The following is a 17,726-nucleotide window of genomic DNA, read 5'->3' on the forward strand; positions in this document are numbered from 1 at the left end:
CGATGTTTTTACTCGGGCATCGCCTATCAGCCCCGCCGCGCCCCCGCAAGCACCGCACCAAAACCCACCACCAGCACCACGATGCAGATCACCAGCAGCTGCTCGTATTTGTGCCCTTCGTAGAGCCAGCCCGAAACGCTGTCCCAGCCGCGCGCGAAATACACGAACGCTCCGCCAATCGCCGCCGCAAAGGCCACCAGATAGGCCCAGAGCGCGATCGCACGGCCCATCACCAGACCCACGATCAGCACCGGCGCCAGAAACATCGAGGCCGTCCCCGACACGGCCACCGCATCGAACAGCGTGGCATTCCCCCAGAGCGTCAACGCCGTGCCCGCGACCATAAAGCCCAGCATGACAAGCCGCCCGGCGCTCAGCGTACGAGGCAGACCGGCCTCTTCGACGCCCAGCCGCGCGGCGGAGCTCAGCGCCGAATCGAGCGTGCTGAGCGCCGAGACCAGCAGCGAGATCATCAGCGCGCTGAAGACCCACGTCGGGAACATCGTGGCCCATGTGCCGATCAGCTCGCCCTCGTAGGCGGCACCGATCAGCCCGGCCTGGATACCGAAGAACCCGAACCCGATGATGCACAGCGTCGAGATCCAGAAGGCGTGCAGGAAGGAGGCGCGCGTCGTCGCCTCATCCGCGATGAACCCGCGGTCCATCATCACCGGATCATGCGCGGGATAGCTGAACACCTGAAGCGCCGCGACCGCCAGCAGGATCCACCCGTTGTAGGGCCCCGCCGTGCCCGGCGCCGTCAGCACTGCGCCCACGTCGAATCCGGGCGAGACGACAAGCGCCACAAAGGCCACGCCGAATACCACCAGAAACACCACCATCTGCACGACATCCGTGCGCAGCGCCGCACTCAGCCCGCCCCAGGCGGAATAGGCCAGACCCAGCACCGCCACGATAAGGATCGCAGTGGTGCCGCTGCCCGCCAGCACGGCGTTGAAGATCAGACCGACCACGATCAGATTGGCAAACACCTCCGACAAAAGCCGCAGCGCGATCACGAAGTTATAGCATCCGTTGCCAACCGTGCCGAACCGCGCGCCCAGCCAGTCCTGCACCGACATCGCGCCATCGGCCCGTAGGCGCATCACGATAAAACCCCCGGTCAGGAACGAGCCGTAATAGGCCGCGTAGGCGAGCGTGCCCGCAATCCCGTAGTAATAGCCCAGGATCGCGGCGTTCATCAGGCTGCGCGCAAAGATCCACGTGGTGACCTGGCTCAGCACCAGCGTCCAGAGCGCCGGATCGCGCCCGTCCACACCCTGCCCGCCAAAGAATCCCTCGACGGTAGCGCGGCGTGGCGCCGCCAGAACTGACGCGGCGATGATCGCGCCGAACACGAGAATCAGGATGACGGGCTGCATGGGGACACTCTCAACAAAGGGCAAATTTGTCGCAGGGATAGGCCAGCCAAGCGGCAAGGGCCACGGCAAAAATCACCCGCTGGCAAAAACGTGAACGCGCCTAGACGGCCACATCGAACCCTGCCTGCGCCACGTCGCGCCCGTTGACCTGCACCGTCAGCAGATGCGCACCGGAGTGCCATTGAAACGTGCTGGCCTGGCGGATCGGGTGGCTTTTGTGCAGGCTGAGCGTCCCATCCAATTGCGTGGTCTTGAGCTTGAACACCCGCTCCGCCGCGCGCCCCGTGGGCCGGGCAAATCGGATGCGGTAATCGACGATCACCGGCGCCTGTGGCCCCTCCAGCGTCAGATCAAACGTCAGGGCCTCCCCCGGCGTGACCCGTTCCTGCTTGAGCGTAAGGGTGGCTGTCACGTCCAGATCCGCGCGATACCCAAGGGCCGCCATCGCCCCCGGATGCCCCTGCTTGATCAGCGTGCGCAGCGCGTGACGGGTCATCCACGCCAGCTCCTTTGCGTCCTGCGCGCCCTGCGCCTGCCACTGCGCCAGCCGGTCCAGCACGGCATCGGGGGCCACGCGCGTCAGATCATTGAGGTGATTGGCGACCGAACGGGTCACAAATCGCGCAGGGTCCGCGTGCAGCACATCCAGCAGCGGCAATGTGTCGTCCGGCACCAGCGCCACCCCCGCGCCCCAGGGCAGCCGGGGCCGCGTGCCCTCGCTTACCAGACGGCGCACGTGATAATTGCCATCCTCCGCCCAGAGGCGCATCCGTGCCAGCGTCTCCTCCGGCCAGCGATTGAGAAACGGGCGGATCGCGAATTCCATCGTGAACCGTTGCGTGACGGCGTATATCAGATCCAGCGCGCGGTCGCGATGCTGCTCCAGCCCGTGGCGCACGGCCAATACGCCGTGGGTGGCATGGATGAACTGGCCAAAGTCATCGTCTCGCAGCGCCGGATCAAGGCGCGCGGGCAGGCTTGCGGTGATCTGATCGGCCATGGTCGGAAAATCCTCCGACAATTGCGCCGCCGCGCAGTCCGCCATCCAATCGATCCGCGCCATCAGCTCGCGCGCGGCAAAGCCGCCGAGGGCGGCGCGCGCAAACCGGTCCGCGTCAAACCCCGGCACGCCTGCGGCAAATTCCGCCGCCAGCGTGCCGACCGTGCGCGCGTTAAACAGCTGATCCTTCAGCGGATCCGCCATCACATGGTGATATTCGTCGCCCCACCGTCGAGCAGGATCGACTGCCCCACGATGAACCCCGCATGCGTCGAGCACAGGAAAGCACAGGCCGCCCCAAACTCCGCGCGCGTGCCGTAGCGGCCTGCGGGGATGGTCGCAGCGCGCTCCTTGCGCGCGTCCTCAAGCGTGATGTTGCGCTGCGCCACCACCGCCCCGTCCAGCGCATCGGCGCGGTCGGTCGCGTGGATGCCGGGCAGCAGGTTGTTGATCGTCACGCCCTTGCCCGCCACCTGGCGCGAGGTGCCCGCAACATAGCCTGTCAGCCCCGTGCGGGCCGAATTGCTCAGCCCAAGCACGCCGATGGGCGCACGCACGGATTGCGAGGTGATGTTGACCACTCGGCCCCAGCCGCGCTCCATCATGCCCGGCACCAGCGCCTTGATCAGCGCGATGGGCGCCAGCATGTTGGCATCGAGCGCCTTGATGAAATCCTCGCGGTCCCAATCGTGCCACATGCCTGGCGGGGGGCCGCCCGCGTTGTTGACCAGAATATCCACGTCGCCTGCCGCCGCGATCACGTCCCGCTGGCCTTCCTGCGTTGCCACATCGGCGGCCACGGTTGTGACCTCGACACCGTGGGTGTCGCGCAGCCGCGCGGCCTCCGCCTCCAGCGCCTCGGTGCCGCGCGCATTCATCACCAGATGTACGCCCGCCTCGGCCAATGCCTCGGCGCAGCCCAGCCCCAGCCCTTTGGACGATGCGCAGACCAGCGCGCGTTTGCCTTTGATCCCCAGATCCATGATCGCTCTCCTTGATGGTGTTTGCGCCAGCTAACACCAGCCGCACGGGCGACGCCAGCAAAAGACCCCCGCGTTGACCCCGCCGCGCCACAATCCTAGCGTAGCGGATACGTGCAGCCGCGAAAGGTCGTCCCATGTCCCGCCCCTCCCAATCCTCGCAAAGCGTGCCCGTCTATGTCGCCGCGCAGATCAGGGCGACCGACGGGGCCAACACCGGCGATCTTCTGTCCTTCGCGACCGAGCTCATCCTCGACGACGTGTACGAAGTGGCCTTCGGCGCCGAGCCCGCCCGCCTGTCGCTTGTGGCACGTGGCAAAGACCGTTTTGCCGTGGGTCACGACACCGCCATCGGCACAGCCGGCGCGCGGCTGCACCTCGACAGCGCGCTCAGCTTCATGTCGCCGCAAGGCCAGATGCACGAAGCGCTGTTGCTGGTCGAGGTCGACGACGAGGGCCATGTGGCCGAGATCTACCTGATGCCGCTCAACGCGCTGCAGGCAAAGGTCGAATACCGCCTCGTCGGAATCGACCGCGAGGACGGGCCGCGCAAATTCGCGCAGGTCGCCTGCGTGAGCTTCACCCGCGGCACCCGCATCACGCTGTCCACCGGCGCGCAGCGCGCGGTCGAGGATCTGGCCGTGGGCGACCGCATCCTGACCCGCGACGACGGCGTGCAGACCCTGCGCTGGATCGGGCACACCACCACCCGCGCCGTGGGGGAATTCGCCCCCATCCGCATCGCGGCGGGCACGCTCAACAACGACGGCGATCTGACCGTCAGCCCCGACCACCGGCTGTTCATCTACCAACGCAGCGACGCATTGGGGGCCGGCCGGGCCGAATTGCTGGTGCGCGCGCGTCATCTGGTCAACGGCACCACCGTGCGCGTCGAAGAAGGCGGGTTTGTCGATTACTTCCAGCTGCTCTTTGACAGCCACCAGATCATCTATGCCGAAGGGATCGCCGCCGAATCCATGCTGATCGACAGCCGCACCCGCCCCGTGCTGCCCGACGCCATCGCAGGTGAATTGGGCGAGGTCATCCCCGGCCATTCCGATCTGCCGCACGCAGGGCTCGACGTGGCCGAGGCGCTGCTGGACCGGCCCGATGTGGCAGAGCTGCTGCGCCGCGCCTCAATGCGTTAGGCTGGGTGTCGACCCTCCCGCCCACTCTACGTCCGAAACGTGCCACCCCCGAAAGGCAGCGTTTGACTGCGAGAGCCGACGGCAGTGCACTACCACAGCACGCGCCGTTTTTTCAATCGCTTACGCTATTCGTTGTAGAAAAACTCTTCGCGCACGATCTTGCCGTCCGCCACGTGATAGATCGCAACCTCGTCCATCGGATAGATCTCGCCGCTCTGCGCGTCTTTCATTGTGCCATAAAAACGCACGGCGAAACGGTCGTCCCCGTGCAACATCGGATCTGATGTCTCGACCTGTACATCCGTCATGGCGCTGTCGAACCAATCATGCTTGGCCTTGATGGCGTCGCGCCCCTGCGTGATGCGCGATTGGCCGTCCCTGTCATTGGGCTCCGCCGACACGGCGTCCGCCGCATAAAGCGTATCGAGGTTCGCGCGTTCGCGCCCCTCGCGGCATCCCGCGACCAATTCCGCCGCGATCTCCTTCAGGTCCATTGCCGCCTCCGTGTTCCGCCAATGTTCCGACCATGCCCCTGCGGTCGATTCGCCGCAAGCACCAGATTGCGCCGCCGCGCCCGCGCGCCTATACCCAAGCCATGCTAGATACCAATCGCCCCCCGCTCCCCCCGAAATCGCGCGTCGCCGCACGTTTGCGATCATCAGCCACCCCGACGCGGGCAAAACCACCCTGACCGAGAAATTCCTGCTGTTCGGCGGCGCCATCCAGATGGCCGGACAGGTTCGCGCCAAGGGCGAAGCACGGCGCACGCGCTCCGACTTCATGGCGATGGAGAAGGACCGCGGCATCTCCGTCTCCGCCTCTGCCATGTCGTTCGATTTTGAACGTGGCGACACGAACTACCGCTTCAATCTGGTCGACACGCCGGGTCACTCGGATTTCTCGGAAGACACCTACCGCACGCTGACGGCCGTGGACGCCGCCGTGATGGTCATCGACGGCGCCAAGGGCGTGGAAAGCCAGACGCAAAAGCTGTTCGAGGTGTGCCGGATGCGCGATCTGCCCATCCTCACCTTCTGCAACAAGATGGACCGCGAAAGCCGCGATGTGTTCGAGATCATCGACGAGATCCAGGAAAATCTCGCCATCGATGTCACCCCGGCCAGTTGGCCCATCGGCGTGGGCCGCGATTTTGTCGGCTGCTACGACATCCTGCGCGACCGGTTGGAGCTGATGGACCGCGCCGACCGCAACAAGGTCGCCGAGAGCATCGAAATCAACGGGCTCGATGATCCCAAACTGGCCCAGCACGTCCCCGCAGAGCTGCTCGACAAGCTGCGCGAGGATCTTGAGATGGTGCGCGAGCTTATGCCGCCGCTTGACCACGCGCTCATGGCCGAAGGATCGCTCACGCCCATCTGGTTCGGATCGGCGATCAACAGTTTCGGCGTCAAGGAACTGATGGCCGGCATCGCCGAATTCGGGCCGGAACCGCAGATCCAGCAGGCCGAGCCGCGCCAGATTTTACCCGAAGAAACAAAGGTCTCCGGCTTTGTGTTCAAGGTTCAGGCGAATATGGACCCCAAACACCGCGACCGCGTCGCCTTTGTGCGCCTCGCCTCGGGGCATTTTGAACGTGGCATGAAACTGACCCATGTGCGCACCAAGAAACCCATGGCGATCAGCAGCCCTGTGATGTTCCTCGCCTCCGACCGCGAACTGGCCGAGGAAGCCTGGGCCGGCGATATCATCGGCATCCCCAACCACGGCCAGCTGCGCATCGGCGACACGCTGACCGAGGGCGAGGCGATCCGCGTGACCGGCATCCCCTCCTTTGCGCCCGAGCTGCTGCAGGGCGTGCGCGCGGGCGATCCGCTCAAGGCCAAACACCTCGAAAAGGCGCTGATGCAATTCGCGGAAGAAGGTGCGGCCAAGGTGTTCAAACCCGCCATCGGGTCGGGCTTTGTCGTGGGCGTCGTGGGCCAGCTGCAATTCGAGGTGCTGGCGAGCCGGATCGAGCTGGAATACGGCCTGCCCGTGCGGTTCGAAGCGTCGCAGTTCACCTCCGCGCGCTGGGTGAACGGCGCGCGCCAAGCCGTTGATAAATTTGCCGAAGCCAACAAACAGCACATCGCCCATGACCACGATGGCGACATCGTGTACCTCACGCGCCTGCAATGGGACATCGACCGTGTCGATCGCGACTACCCGGACGTGACGCTGACCGCCACCAAGGAGATGATGGTCTGATGCAGACATGGGGTGTCGTCGCCACGATCAAGGCACCGGCGCCCGCGATCCTGCGGTGGGCCGCCTGGCATCTGGAGCTGGGCGCGCACCGCATCACCGTCTATCTCGACGATCCAAATCCCGACGCCCAGGAGGCCCTGCGCGCGCACCCCAAATGCCGCGTCAAACGCTGCGACGATGGCTATTGGCAGCGCCAGAACAACGGCCGCCCCGCAGCACATCAATCGCGCCAGACCTTCAACGCCACCCACGGCTACAACCGCGCGGGCGACGTTGATTGGCTGATGCACCTCGATGTGGACGAATTCCTGACCCCCGGCGCGCCCGTGGCCGATCAGCTGGCCGCACTGCCCGAGGGCACGCTCACCGCGCGCGCCCGCCCGATGGAGCTGTTGGCAGGCGGTGATCCGGCGACGGATGCGGCGTTCAAGATGTTTCTGCCCGCGGGCCGATCGCGCGAGCGCATCGTCGCGGCCCTCTACCCCAATTTCGGGCAATACCTGAAGGGCGGGTTTCTGAGCCATATCGCAGGCAAACTCTTTGCCCGGACGGGCATGCAGGGGATCAAGTTCCGCATCCACAACGCCTTTCGCGGCGAAGAGATGAACCCTAATGAGGCGCCCCTGCCCGATCTGCATCTGGCGCATTTCCACGCCACCGACTGGGACAGCTGGCGCGCGCATTTTGACTACCGGCTGGCGCGCGGATCCTACCGCGAGGGGCTGGGCCCCGCCCGCCCCCGCGACCGGGGCGGCATCACCGCCAATGAGCTCTATACCATGATCCTCGACGAGGATGGCGAGGCCGGGCTGCGCCGCTTTTTCGATGAGGTCTGCGCCGACACGCCGCTCTTGCGCAGCCGCCTGTCGACCCACGGCTGCCTGTTTGAGACGCGGTACGATTTTGACGCAGCGCTCGCCAAACATTTCCCCGATTTCGCAAGTATTTGACGCCCGCGCCCCTGTTGGTACACGCATGCCACGTGTTGCGGCAGGCGCCGCCCCCAAAGGGTCACAAGGGCCGACACGACCTTAGCCGCGCGGGCCAAGTCAGTGTCCGCAACATACGGACATATATGACGAAATTTACCGATCTGAACCTTAATCCAAAGGTCCTCAAGGCCATTGCCGAAGCCGGCTATGAAAGCCCCACACCGATTCAGGCCGGTGCCATCCCGCCCGCGCTCGAAGGGCGCGACGTGCTTGGCATCGCGCAAACCGGCACCGGCAAAACCGCCAGTTTCACCCTGCCGATGATCACACAGCTGGCGCGCGGACGCGCCCGCGCCCGGATGCCGCGCAGCCTCGTGCTGTGCCCCACCCGCGAACTCGCCGCCCAGGTGGCCGAGAATTTCGACACCTACACCCAGCACCTCAAACTGACCAAGGCGCTGCTGATCGGCGGCGTGTCGTTCAAGGAACAGGACACGCTGATCGACAAAGGCGTCGATGTGCTGATCGCCACGCCGGGCCGCCTGCTCGATCATTTCGAGCGGGGCAAGCTGATCCTCACGGACGTTAAAGTCATGGTCGTGGATGAAGCCGACCGCATGCTCGACATGGGGTTCATTCCCGATATCGAACGCATCTTTGGCCTCGTGCCCTTTACCCGTCAGACGCTGTTCTTTTCCGCCACCATGGCGCCCGAGATCGAGCGGATCACCAACACCTTCCTCAGCAATCCCGCCCGGATCGAGGTCGCCCGCCAGGCCACCACATCCGAGAATATCACGCAGGGCGTGCTGATGTTCAAAGCGTCCCGCAAGGACCGCGAAGCGACCGAGAAGCGGAAGGTATTGCGCGCACTGATCGACGCCGAGGGCGAGAAATGCACCAACGCGATCATCTTCTGCAACCGCAAGATGGACGTGGATACCGTCGCCAAATCGCTCAAGAAATACAAATACGACGCCGCGCCCATCCACGGCGATCTGGATCAAAGCCAGCGCACGCGCACGCTCGACGCGTTCCGCGCGGGCGAGCTGCGGTTTCTCGTGGCCTCGGACGTGGCCGCGCGTGGCCTCGACGTGCCTGCGGTGAGCCATGTGTTCAACTTCGACGTGCCCAGCCACGCCGAGGACTACGTGCACCGCATCGGGCGCACGGGCCGTGCCGGCCGCGATGGCAAGGCGATCATGATCTGCGTGCCGCGCGATGAGAAAAACTTCGAGGACGTCGAACGCCTCGTGCAAAAGGAAATCCCGCGCCTCGACAACCCGCTAGGCAAAGGCGAGGAGCGGCCGAAGGCCAGCGAAGCACCTGCGGAAAAGGCCGCCGCGACATCGGACGACAAGCCCAAGCGCACCCGCTCGCGCAGCCGCAAATCCGACACGCCCAAGCCAGAGGCGGACGCCCCGCAGGCGGAGGCCCCCAAGGCCGACACAGCACCCACACCGGAAGCCAAGCCCGCACCGACGCCAGAGCAAACGCCCGAGCCAAAGCAGGCCGACAGTTCTGACAACAACCGCCGCGCGCGCGGTGGCCGGGGTGGCAGCAACCGTGGGCGCGGCGGCAACGACCGCGACACCAACAAGGTCGTGGGCCTCGGCGATCACACGCCCAGCTTTATCGAACTCAGCTTTGAAGAGCGGCCAAAGGGCTAACCCCCTCGCCCCAAAAACAAAAACGCCGCCTCAACCGAGGCGGCGTTTTTCGTTTGAGGCCCCTCGCGGGTGGGGTCAGCTCAACCGGCTGACCACCACCGTCACTTCGGGCTTTTTGCCGATCTCGTTCTGCGCCGACTGGCGCGCGGCCTTCTTCAGCCCATCGTTGAGCGCATCATCGTCGCGCAGCGTCTTGGCCTTCTGACGGCCCAGCCACTGGCTCAGATCATGCTCAACCACTTCCGTCAGCGCGGCTTTGCTGCTGCCGGTCTCGGCCAGGCCCATGGCATCGACCCACGGATCGCCCAGCGGCTCGTCGTCCTCATCCAGCAGCACGGTCACGGTCATATGCCCGTTCAGCGCCATGCGGATCCGATCGCGGATCACGCCATCCAGCGCGCCGACCTGAACAGAGCCGTCGAGGTACGTGCGCCCGGTCTCGACATATTCGGCGACCTTCGGCGCGTTGCCGCTCAGGTCGATCATCATGCCGTTGACGGCCAGCACCCCGGTGATGCCCTTGCCTTCGGCAATCTTGACGTGCTCACGCAGGTGGCGGTGCTCCCCGTGCATGGGGATCAGCACCTGCGGTTTGACGATATCGTGCAGCGTTTCCAGATCCGGCCGGTTCGCGTGACCCGAGACGTGGTATTTGCCCGAGCTGTCGTCGACCACATCCACGCCCTTTTCCGACAGCTGGTTGATGATGCCGATCACACCCTTTTCGTTGCCCGGAATGGTCTTGGACGAGAAGAGGAACGTATCGCCCTCCTGCAACTCCAGCCCCATGTATTTGCCACGCGCCAGCTGCGCGGATGCCGCGCGCCGCTCCCCTTGCGAGCCTGTGACCAGCAGCATGAGGTTCTCGCGCGGGATATCGCGCGCCTGCTCGGGGCTGACGACCGAGGGGAAGCTATCCAGCACGCCCGCCTCGACACTCGCCTCCACCATCCGCTTCATCGCGCGGCCAAGCAGCACAATCGACCGCCCTGCCTTTTCGCCCGCCACGGCCAGCGTTTTCACCCGCGCCACGTTGGAGGCGAAGGTCGTGGCCACGATCATGCCCGACGCCCCGCTCACCAACTCTTCGAGCGCGGGGCCCAGCGTCGCCTCGGACCGGCCCGCATCGGGCGAGAACACATTGGTGCTGTCGCACACCAGCGCCTTGATCCCGTCCTTGGCAATCTCCTCGAACGCGCTCGCGTCAAACGGCTCGCCAACGCCGGGCGTCAGATCCACCTTGAAATCACCCGAATGCACGATCCGTCCCGCAGGGGTGTCGATCACAAGCGCCGAGCTTTCGGGGATGGAGTGCGAAATCGGCTGAAAGCCCACCTTGAACGGCCCCGCATTCACCTGATGCGGCCAGGGCCCCACCACCTGAATGGCGTCGTCGGGATGGGCGTATTCATCCATCTTGCGCTTGGCGATGTTCGCGGTAAAGCGCCGCGCGTAGATCGGCGCCTGCAAGCGGTCATAGGTATGGGCGACCCCGCCCACGTGATCCTCATGCGCGTGGGTGACAAACACCGCCTCGATGCGGTCTTTGCGCTGCACCAGCCAGTCAATGTCGGCAATGATCAGATCGACACCGGGTGTGGTGTCCATATCGGGAAAGGCCACGCCCAGATCTACGACGATCAGCCGCTCCTGATCCGGTTTGCCGTAGCCATACACATAGGCATTCATGCCAATTTCACCCGCCCCGCCAAGGGGAAGGTAGATCAAACGTTCGCTGCTCATATTATTCAGCTAAATCCTTGTTATACTTATGAATCACGGTCAGGCCGTGCATTGTCAGGTCATCTTGGTATGCGTCGAAAAGCGCTTCGGCCTGCTGAAACAGCGGCGCCAGCCCTCCGGTCGCGATAACGCGCATCTCACGGTCGCGTTCCGCCTTTATCCGCGCACATATCTCACGCACCAGCCCGATGTAACCCCAGAATACCCCCGATTGCATACAAGCAACCGTATTCGTGCCCACAACAGACTGTGGTTTACTGATATCCACGTGCGGCAGGGCGGCGGCGGCATTGTGCAGCGCCTCCAGCGACAGGTTTACGCCCGGGGCAATGACACCGCCCACATAGGCGCCATCGGCATCGGCCACGTCAAATGTCGTGGCCGTCCCGAAATCCACGATGATCAAATCGCCGCCGTAGATGTCATAGCCCGCAACCGTATTTACTAGACGGTCCGGCCCCACGGCGGTGCCCTCATCCACGCGCACGTCGACGGGCAGCTGGCAATCGGGCTTGCCCACGACATAGGGGCGCGTGTTGAAATAGCGATCCGCCAGAACCCGCAGATTGAACACCACCCGTGGCACCGTGGACGAGACGATCACATCCGTGATCTCCGCCTCGATCTTTTGCAGCTTCATCAGCGTCGACAGCCAGACATAGTATTGATCCGCCGTGCGCTGCCACTCGGTCGCCGTGCGCCAGGTCGCGATAAACTCCGACCCGTCCCAGATCGAAAAAACGGTATTCGTATTGCCGCAATCAATGGCCAACAGCATGGGCGGTCCTTTCGGTTTCGCTCAAAAATACACATCCGCCGCGGCAATGGCTACGCGGCCTTTTGCGGTGGCAAGGATCAGATTTCCGGCAGCGTCCACATCCTCGAACGTGCCCACCGTCTCGTCGCGCATCGTCCGCGCCGTCACCACCTCGCCCAAGCGCGCGGCATGGCGCAGCCATTCGGTGCGGATCGGCGCAAAGCCATAGGTCCGCATCTGCGTCTCATGCCGGTCATAGGCCACGGCCAACGCGTCGAAAAACGGCTCCGGCGCCACCGCCCCCTCCAGCGAGACGGGCAGCACCGCCCCCGGCTCCACCGCCTCCGGCGCGGGTGCACTCAGCAGGTTCACACCGATCCCGATCACCAGATGCGGCCCCACGCTTTCCAAGAGGATCCCGGCGAGCTTGCCCCCGTCACACAGCACATCATTGGGCCATTTAAGCGCAAACCGCGCCGCCTGCCCGGTGCAGGTCACCAAGGCGTCACGCAGCGCAAGGCTCGCCACAAAGCTGCGCAGGGCCGCCTGCGCGGGATCGCCCGGCATCGGCATGATCAGGGTTCCGGCAAAATTCCCCCGTGGCGTGGACCAGGGGCGCCCGCGTCGCCCCCGCGCCGCCGTCTGTTCGGTTGACATGATCCACGCAGGCCCCGCCAGCGTCGGCGCCATGCGCGCGGCCTCCGCAAGGGTGCTGTCGACCCGGTCAAACACATGGCGCGCGTAGCCTTTTGGCCACTCACCCATGCCCTGCACCCTTTTCCAAATACCTATTGCCCGGCCCGCACCGAGCGGCACGCTTACTCAACAAGCGCGCCCGCCGCCAAACCGGCCGCCGCTTCCACGCCGAACATGTTGACGATGCCGACGACCATGATCGCCGCCGCACCAATCACGAAAACGCCCAGCACACCGCCGCGATTGCGGTCCAGCGCCTCGCCCCGGTCCTCGCCGAAATACATGAAGAACACGATCCGCAGGTAGTAGTACGCCCCGATCACCGACGCGATCACACCGGCGATGGCCAGCCACGCAAGGCCCCCCTCGTAGGCCGCGCGCAGCACGTAGAGCTTGCCGAAGAACCCCAGGAACGGTGGCACACCGGCGAGGCTGAACATCAGCACCAGCAGCGCCGCCGCGCGGCCCGGTTGGTGGCGCGCGTAAAGGTTCAGCGACGAGATTTCCAGCACCGGCGCGCCGTCCTTCTCCATCAACAGGATGAAGGCAAACACACCGACGTTCATCGTCACGTAGATCGCCATGTAGACCAGCATCGCCTGCACGCCAAAGGCGGTCCCGGCGGCCAGCCCCATCAGGGCATAGCCCATATGCGCGATCGAGGAAAACGCCATCAGACGTTTGATGTTGGTCTGGCCAATCGCCGCCACGGCGCCCAGGAACATCGACAAGACCGACAGCAGCGCCACGATCTGCTGCCAGTCACCCACCGCCTGCCCGAAGGCATCGTGCAACACCCGCGCAAACAGCGCCATGGCCGCAACCTTGGGGGCTGTGGCAAAGAACGCGGTGACCGGCGTGGGCGAGCCCTCATAGACGTCCGGCGTCCACATGTGGAACGGCACCGCCGAGACCTTGAACGCCATGCCCGAGATCAGGAACACGATCCCGAACAGCAGGCCCAGCGATGTCTCGCCCGACTGCGCGGTGGTGATGATGCCCGAAAACTGCGTCGTGCCGGCATAGCCGTACACCAGCGACGCGCCATAAAGCAGCAGACCCGACGACAACGCGCCCAGCACAAAATACTTCAGCCCCGCTTCTGTCGATTTCACGCTATCACGGCGCAAAGAGGCCACGACATAGAGCGCCAGCGATTGCAGCTCGAGCCCCATGTAAAGCGTCATCAGATCGCCCGCAGAGACCATGACCATCATGCCCACCGCACTCAGCGCCACCAGCACCGGGTATTCAAACCGCAGCAGGCCGCGGCGCTCCATATAGCTCTCGCTCATCAGCAGCACGGCGGCGGCGGAGACGAGGATCGCCACCTTGGCAAAGCGCGCAAAACCGTCGTTCACGATCAGCCCGCCAAAGGCCGCGACGTCCGCACCGCCCGTCGTCGCGATCATCGCGGCGACGATCACGAACAGCGCCGCGGTCAGCCACAGCAGCGGGCGCGCAATCGCGTCCTTGCCGAAATAGGCGCCGAACATCAGCCCGGCGAGGGCAAAGCCCGCAAGGATGATCTCCGGCAGGATCTGGATCAGGTCGTTCGTCATCTTTTCCGTCCCTTAATTCTGGGCGTCGGCGGTCTGCATCGCGGCCTCGGCCGCGGCGATCGCCGTGTCATAGTCATTCACCAATGCGGCCACCGATGGCCCGGTGATATCCAGCACCAGCGCCGGGTAGACCCCCAGCAGCAGCGTCATTACCACCAGCGGGGCAAAGATCCACCGCTCGCGCGCGGTCATGTCGGTGATCGTCTTGAGGCTTTCCTTGATCAGCTGGCCCATCACCACCCGGCGATACAGCCACAGCGCATAGGCCGCCGACAGGATCACGCCAGAGGTCGCGACAAACGCCACCCAGGTATTGACCTGGAATACCGCCATCAGCGTCAGGAATTCACCCACAAACCCGGACGTGCCCGGCAGGCCCACATTCGCCATCGTGAACAGCATGAACAGCAGCGCGTATACCGGCATCCGGTTTACCAGCCCCCCGTAGGCGTCGATCTCACGCGTGTGCATGCGGTCGTAAACCACCCCCACACACAGGAACAACGCGCCCGAGATAAAGCCGTGGCTGATCATCTGGAAAATCGCGCCATCCAGCCCCTGCTGGTTCACCGCAAAAATCCCCATCGTCACAAAACCCATATGCGCGACCGAGGAATAGGCGATCAGCTTTTTCATATCGTCCTGCACGAGTGCGACGAGCGAGGTATAGACAATCGCAATCGCGCTCATCCACAGGATCAGCGGGCCGACGACTTCGGAGCCGACAGGGAACATCGGCAGTGAGAACCGCAGGAAGCCGTAGCCCCCCATCTTGAGCAGGATCGCTGCCAGCACGACCGACCCGGCGGTCGGCGCCTGCACGTGCGCGTCGGGCAGCCAGGTGTGCACCGGCCACATCGGCATCTTGACCGCAAAGCTGGCAAAGAACGCAAGGAACATCAGCGTCTGCATGCCCCCGATGATCTGGAAGCCCATCACGCTCATCGTCTCTGAGCCGAAATTATGGGTGAGCAGGCTCACGTCACAGCCCCCGATGCAGGTCGTGCCCGCGTCCGAGAACATCGCGACCATCGCCACCAGCATCAGCACCGAGCCAAAGAAGGTGTAGAGGAAGAATTTGAAAGACGCATAGATCCGGTTCGCCCCGCCCCAGATGCCGATGATCAGGAACATCGGGATCAGACACGCCTCGAAGAAGACGTAGAAGAGCACCAGATCGAGCGACATGAACACGCCCAGCATCAGCGTCTCAAGCATCAGGAAGGCGATCATGTATTCCTTGACCCGCGTTTTCACATCCCAGCTTGCGGCAATCACCAACGGCATCATGAACGTCGTGAGCATCACGAAGAGGATCGAGATCCCGTCAACCCCCATGCGGTAGCTCAGCCCCAGCAGCCATTCGGCCTCGTCGATCATCTGGAACCCGGTGTTTTCGGGATCAAACTCCAGAAAGACAAAGATCGACACGATGAAGGTCGCCGTCGTGGCAAACATCGCGAGCCACTTGGCATTGCGCTGCGCCGCCTCGTCCTCCCCGCGCAGGAACACCGCAAGGATCAGCGCCGCAAATGCCGGCAGAAAGGTGACAATGGAAAGAAGGTTGGCTTCCATCAGTTCGCTCCTCCGCTGAGCGACATCCACGTGACGAGGACCGCGATCCCGATCACCATGGCGAAGGCATAGGTAAAGATATAACCGGACTGCGCACGGCCTGCGAGACGGGTGAAGAACGGGATGATCCCCATCGCCAGCCCGTTGAGCCCGCCGTCGATCACCGACCCGTCCCCGCGTTTCCACAGGAAGCGGCCGATGGCCTTGGCCGGACGTACAAAGACAAAATCATAGAGCTCGTCAAAGTACCACTTGTTGAGCAGGAACAGGTACAGCGGGCGCTGGTTCTCGGCCAGACGACCGGGCAGCGACGGGTTCCAGATGTAGAACCACGTGGCCATGACAAAGCCCAGCAGCATCGCGATGAAGGGCGACAGCTTGACCCATGTGGGCACGTAATGCGCCTCGTGCAGCACAGTATTTTCGGGGGCGATGTAGATGCCCGCCTCCCCCGGCGCACCGGCCATCACGTATTTCAGCTCCGACGCTTTCGGGCTGCGTTCTGCCACGGCTTCCTTAAGCTCTTTTTCGGGGGCTTCGTACTGCCCGCCAAAGAAGGATATCACCTCGTTCGGTTTGCCAAAGAAAGACGCGTACCAGATCGCACCGGCGAAGACCGACCCAAGCGCCAGAACCCCCAGCGGGAGCAGCATGACAGCCGGGCTTTCGTGCGCGTGCTCATGCGTGTGCTTGTCGCCGCGCGGCGTGCCGTAGAACGTCAGGTACATCAGACGCCACGAATAGAATGACGTGAACAGCGCCGCGATGACCAGCAGCCAGAACCCGTATCCGCTGCCCGCCGCATAGGCGCTCTCGATCACGGCGTCCTTGGAGGCAAAGCCCGCAAAGCCGATCCAGCCGGTCAGCGGGATGCCGACGCCGGTGATCGCCAGCGTGCCGATCATCATCGCCCAGAAGGTATAGGGGATCTTTTTGCGCAGCCCGCCGTAGTTCGTCATGTTCTGCTCGTGGTGCATCGCATGAATGACCGACCCTGCCCCGAGGAACAGCATCGCCTTGAAGAACGCGTGGGTGAACAGGTGGAACATCGCGACGGAATAGGCGCCAACGCCTGCGGCCACGAACATATAGCCCAGTTGCGACATGGTCGAATAGGCGATCACGCGCTTGATGTCTGTCTGCACCAGACCGATGGTCGCGGCGACAAAGGCTGTCGTCGCCCCCAGAACGGTCACGAACGCCATCGCTTGCGGTGCGAATTCCATCACCGGCGACATGCGGCAGACAAGGAACACGCCCGCCGTCACCATCGTCGCCGCGTGGATCAGCGCCGACACCGGCGTCGGCCCCTCCATCGCGTCGGGCAGCCAGGTGTGCAGCAACAGCTGCGCCGATTTCCCCATCGCCCCGATAAACAGCAGGAAGGCGATCAGATTGGCGGCATTCCATTCGGTCCAGAGGAAGGAAATCGTCATCTCCGCCAGCTCGGGTGCAGCGGCAAAGATATCGTCGAAGCGGATGCTGTCCGTCAGCAGGAACAGCCCGAAGATCCCCAGCGCAAAGCCAAAATCCCCCACACGGTTGACCACGAATGCCTTGATCGCGGCGGCATTCGCGGAGGGTTTCTTGTAATAGAAGCCGATCAACAGGTAGGAGGCGACCCCCACCCCTTCCCAGCCAAAGAACATCTGCACAAGGTTGTCGGACGTCACCAGCATCAACATCGCGAAGGTGAAGAATGACAGATAGGCGAAGAAGCGCGGTTTATAGCTGACGCCTTCGGCAAAGTGATCGTCATGGGCCATGTAGCCGAAGGAATAGAGGTGCACGAGGCTCGACACGGAGGTGATCACGATCAACATGATCGCCGTCAGCCGGTCCAACCGGATCGCCCAATCCGTGCTGAGTGAGCCGCTCTCGATAAAGCGCAGGATCTGGATTGTCTCGGTCGTGCCGTCAAAGGTGAGGAAGACAATCCAGCTGAGCAGCGCCGACAGGAACAACAGCCCTGTGGCGATCCAGCAGGCGGCGGTCTCTCCGATGATCTTCCACGAAAATCCGCAGATCAGCGCGCCGACCAGAGGGGCGAATAGGAGCGTGGTTTCCATGATC

The 17,726-nt window shown here is 63.8% G+C and carries 14 protein-coding genes; 4 read left to right on the forward strand and 10 right to left on the reverse strand.

Going from position 1 to position 17,726, the window contains the following annotated elements; all coding sequences use genetic code 11:
- Positions 1–26 precede the first annotated feature (26 nt).
- From KDD17_RS08170 to KDD17_RS08180, 3 genes are all read right to left on the reverse strand, one after another.
- The gene (locus KDD17_RS08170) at positions 27–1,382 is read right to left on the reverse strand and encodes an SLC5/6 family protein (protein WP_212706087.1); all 1,356 of its coding nucleotides are present in this window, start codon (positions 1,380–1,382) and stop codon (positions 27–29) included.
- A gap of 100 nt (positions 1,383–1,482) precedes the next feature.
- Positions 1,483–2,586, reverse strand: a complete 1,104-nt coding sequence (locus tag KDD17_RS08175; RefSeq protein WP_212706088.1) for a hypothetical protein — start codon at positions 2,584–2,586, stop codon at positions 1,483–1,485.
- On the reverse strand, positions 2,586–3,365 hold the full coding sequence (locus KDD17_RS08180; protein ID WP_212706089.1) for an SDR family oxidoreductase: 780 nt from the start codon (positions 3,363–3,365) through the stop codon (positions 2,586–2,588). The genes KDD17_RS08175 and KDD17_RS08180 overlap by 1 nt, the downstream gene beginning before the upstream one ends.
- A gap of 134 nt (positions 3,366–3,499) precedes the next feature.
- Here KDD17_RS08180 and KDD17_RS08185 point away from each other — a divergent pair, with 134 nt between their 5' ends.
- Complete coding sequence (locus KDD17_RS08185; RefSeq protein WP_212706090.1) at positions 3,500–4,510, forward strand: Hint domain-containing protein; 1,011 nt, start codon at positions 3,500–3,502, stop codon at positions 4,508–4,510.
- A 125-nt stretch (positions 4,511–4,635) separates the two neighbouring features.
- On the opposite strand, the gene KDD17_RS08190 is transcribed toward KDD17_RS08185, so the two are convergent.
- Positions 4,636–5,004 carry a nuclear transport factor 2 family protein gene (locus KDD17_RS08190; protein ID WP_212706091.1) on the reverse strand — a complete coding sequence of 123 codons (369 nt, stop codon included), beginning with the start codon at positions 5,002–5,004 and terminating at the stop codon, positions 4,636–4,638.
- A gap of 136 nt (positions 5,005–5,140) precedes the next feature.
- Between KDD17_RS08190 and KDD17_RS08195 the strand changes: the two genes are divergently transcribed.
- The 3 genes from KDD17_RS08195 (at position 5,141) to KDD17_RS08205 (ending at position 9,320) form a co-directional block, all read left to right on the forward strand.
- Positions 5,141–6,718, forward strand: a complete 1,578-nt coding sequence (locus KDD17_RS08195; protein WP_212706184.1) for a peptide chain release factor 3 — start codon at positions 5,141–5,143, stop codon at positions 6,716–6,718.
- Entirely contained in the window at positions 6,718–7,668 is a 951-nt protein-coding gene (locus tag KDD17_RS08200) for a glycosyltransferase family 2 protein (RefSeq protein WP_212706092.1), read from the forward strand. Before KDD17_RS08195 ends, KDD17_RS08200 begins: the two co-directional genes overlap by 1 nt.
- Positions 7,669–7,793: 125 nt before the next feature.
- Complete coding sequence (locus KDD17_RS08205) at positions 7,794–9,320, forward strand: DEAD/DEAH box helicase (RefSeq protein ID WP_212706093.1); 1,527 nt, start codon at positions 7,794–7,796, stop codon at positions 9,318–9,320.
- Positions 9,321–9,395: 75 nt separating this feature from the next.
- Here KDD17_RS08205 and KDD17_RS08210 read toward each other — a convergent pair whose 3' ends face one another.
- Genes KDD17_RS08210 through nuoL form a run of 6 tightly spaced genes read right to left on the reverse strand, consistent with a single transcriptional unit; the run spans position 9,396 to position 17,722 of the window.
- The gene (locus KDD17_RS08210; protein WP_212706094.1) at positions 9,396–11,063 is read right to left on the reverse strand and encodes a ribonuclease J; all 1,668 of its coding nucleotides are present in this window, start codon (positions 11,061–11,063) and stop codon (positions 9,396–9,398) included.
- Between the two features lies 1 nt (position 11,064).
- Entirely contained in the window at positions 11,065–11,841 is a 777-nt protein-coding gene (locus KDD17_RS08215) for a type III pantothenate kinase (RefSeq protein WP_212706095.1), read from the reverse strand.
- A gap of 21 nt (positions 11,842–11,862) precedes the next feature.
- Positions 11,863–12,585: a biotin--[acetyl-CoA-carboxylase] ligase gene (locus KDD17_RS08220; RefSeq protein ID WP_212706096.1), complete on the reverse strand. Its 723-nt coding sequence runs from the start codon at positions 12,583–12,585 to the stop codon at positions 11,863–11,865.
- Positions 12,586–12,638: 53 nt separating this feature from the next.
- Positions 12,639–14,078 carry an NADH-quinone oxidoreductase subunit NuoN gene (nuoN, locus tag KDD17_RS08225; protein WP_212706097.1) on the reverse strand — a complete coding sequence of 480 codons (1,440 nt, stop codon included), beginning with the start codon at positions 14,076–14,078 and terminating at the stop codon, positions 12,639–12,641.
- 12 nt (positions 14,079–14,090) lie between these two features.
- The gene (locus tag KDD17_RS08230) at positions 14,091–15,653 is read right to left on the reverse strand and encodes an NADH-quinone oxidoreductase subunit M (RefSeq protein WP_212706098.1); all 1,563 of its coding nucleotides are present in this window, start codon (positions 15,651–15,653) and stop codon (positions 14,091–14,093) included.
- Positions 15,653–17,722: an NADH-quinone oxidoreductase subunit L gene (gene nuoL / locus KDD17_RS08235; protein ID WP_212703242.1), complete on the reverse strand. Its 2,070-nt coding sequence runs from the start codon at positions 17,720–17,722 to the stop codon at positions 15,653–15,655. Before nuoL ends, KDD17_RS08230 begins: the two co-directional genes overlap by 1 nt.
- Between the last annotated feature and the right edge of the window lie 4 nt (positions 17,723–17,726).

It is taken from the genome of Sulfitobacter albidus, from assembly GCF_018200035.1.
GTDB classification, from domain to species: domain Bacteria; phylum Pseudomonadota; class Alphaproteobacteria; order Rhodobacterales; family Rhodobacteraceae; genus Sulfitobacter; species Sulfitobacter albidus.

What these genes read in the sequence shown, in the direction of transcription:
- KDD17_RS08170 (WP_212706087.1), bottom strand. Translation starts at nt 1,382, where the DNA reads ATGCAGCCCGTCATCCTGATTCTCGTGTTCGGCGCGATCATCGCCGCG.
- KDD17_RS08220 (WP_212706096.1), bottom strand. Translation starts at nt 12,585, where the DNA reads ATGGGTGAGTGGCCAAAAGGCTACGCGCGCCATGTGTTTGACCGGGTC.
- KDD17_RS08180 (WP_212706089.1), bottom strand. Translation starts at nt 3,365, where the DNA reads ATGGATCTGGGGATCAAAGGCAAACGCGCGCTGGTCTGCGCATCGTCC.
- KDD17_RS08175 (WP_212706088.1), bottom strand. Translation starts at nt 2,586, where the DNA reads ATGGCGGATCCGCTGAAGGATCAGCTGTTTAACGCGCGCACGGTCGGC.
- KDD17_RS08185 (WP_212706090.1), top strand. Translation starts at nt 3,500, where the DNA reads ATGTCCCGCCCCTCCCAATCCTCGCAAAGCGTGCCCGTCTATGTCGCC.
- KDD17_RS08215 (WP_212706095.1), bottom strand. Translation starts at nt 11,841, where the DNA reads ATGCTGTTGGCCATTGATTGCGGCAATACGAATACCGTTTTTTCGATC.
- KDD17_RS08200 (WP_212706092.1), top strand. Translation starts at nt 6,718, where the DNA reads ATGCAGACATGGGGTGTCGTCGCCACGATCAAGGCACCGGCGCCCGCG.
- KDD17_RS08205 (WP_212706093.1), top strand. Translation starts at nt 7,794, where the DNA reads ATGACGAAATTTACCGATCTGAACCTTAATCCAAAGGTCCTCAAGGCC.
- KDD17_RS08210 (WP_212706094.1), bottom strand. Translation starts at nt 11,063, where the DNA reads ATGAGCAGCGAACGTTTGATCTACCTTCCCCTTGGCGGGGCGGGTGAA.
- KDD17_RS08230 (WP_212706098.1), bottom strand. Translation starts at nt 15,653, where the DNA reads ATGGAAGCCAACCTTCTTTCCATTGTCACCTTTCTGCCGGCATTTGCG.
- nuoL (WP_212703242.1), bottom strand. Translation starts at nt 17,722, where the DNA reads ATGGAAACCACGCTCCTATTCGCCCCTCTGGTCGGCGCGCTGATCTGC.
- KDD17_RS08190 (WP_212706091.1), bottom strand. Translation starts at nt 5,004, where the DNA reads ATGGACCTGAAGGAGATCGCGGCGGAATTGGTCGCGGGATGCCGCGAG.
- nuoN (WP_212706097.1), bottom strand. Translation starts at nt 14,078, where the DNA reads ATGACGAACGACCTGATCCAGATCCTGCCGGAGATCATCCTTGCGGGC.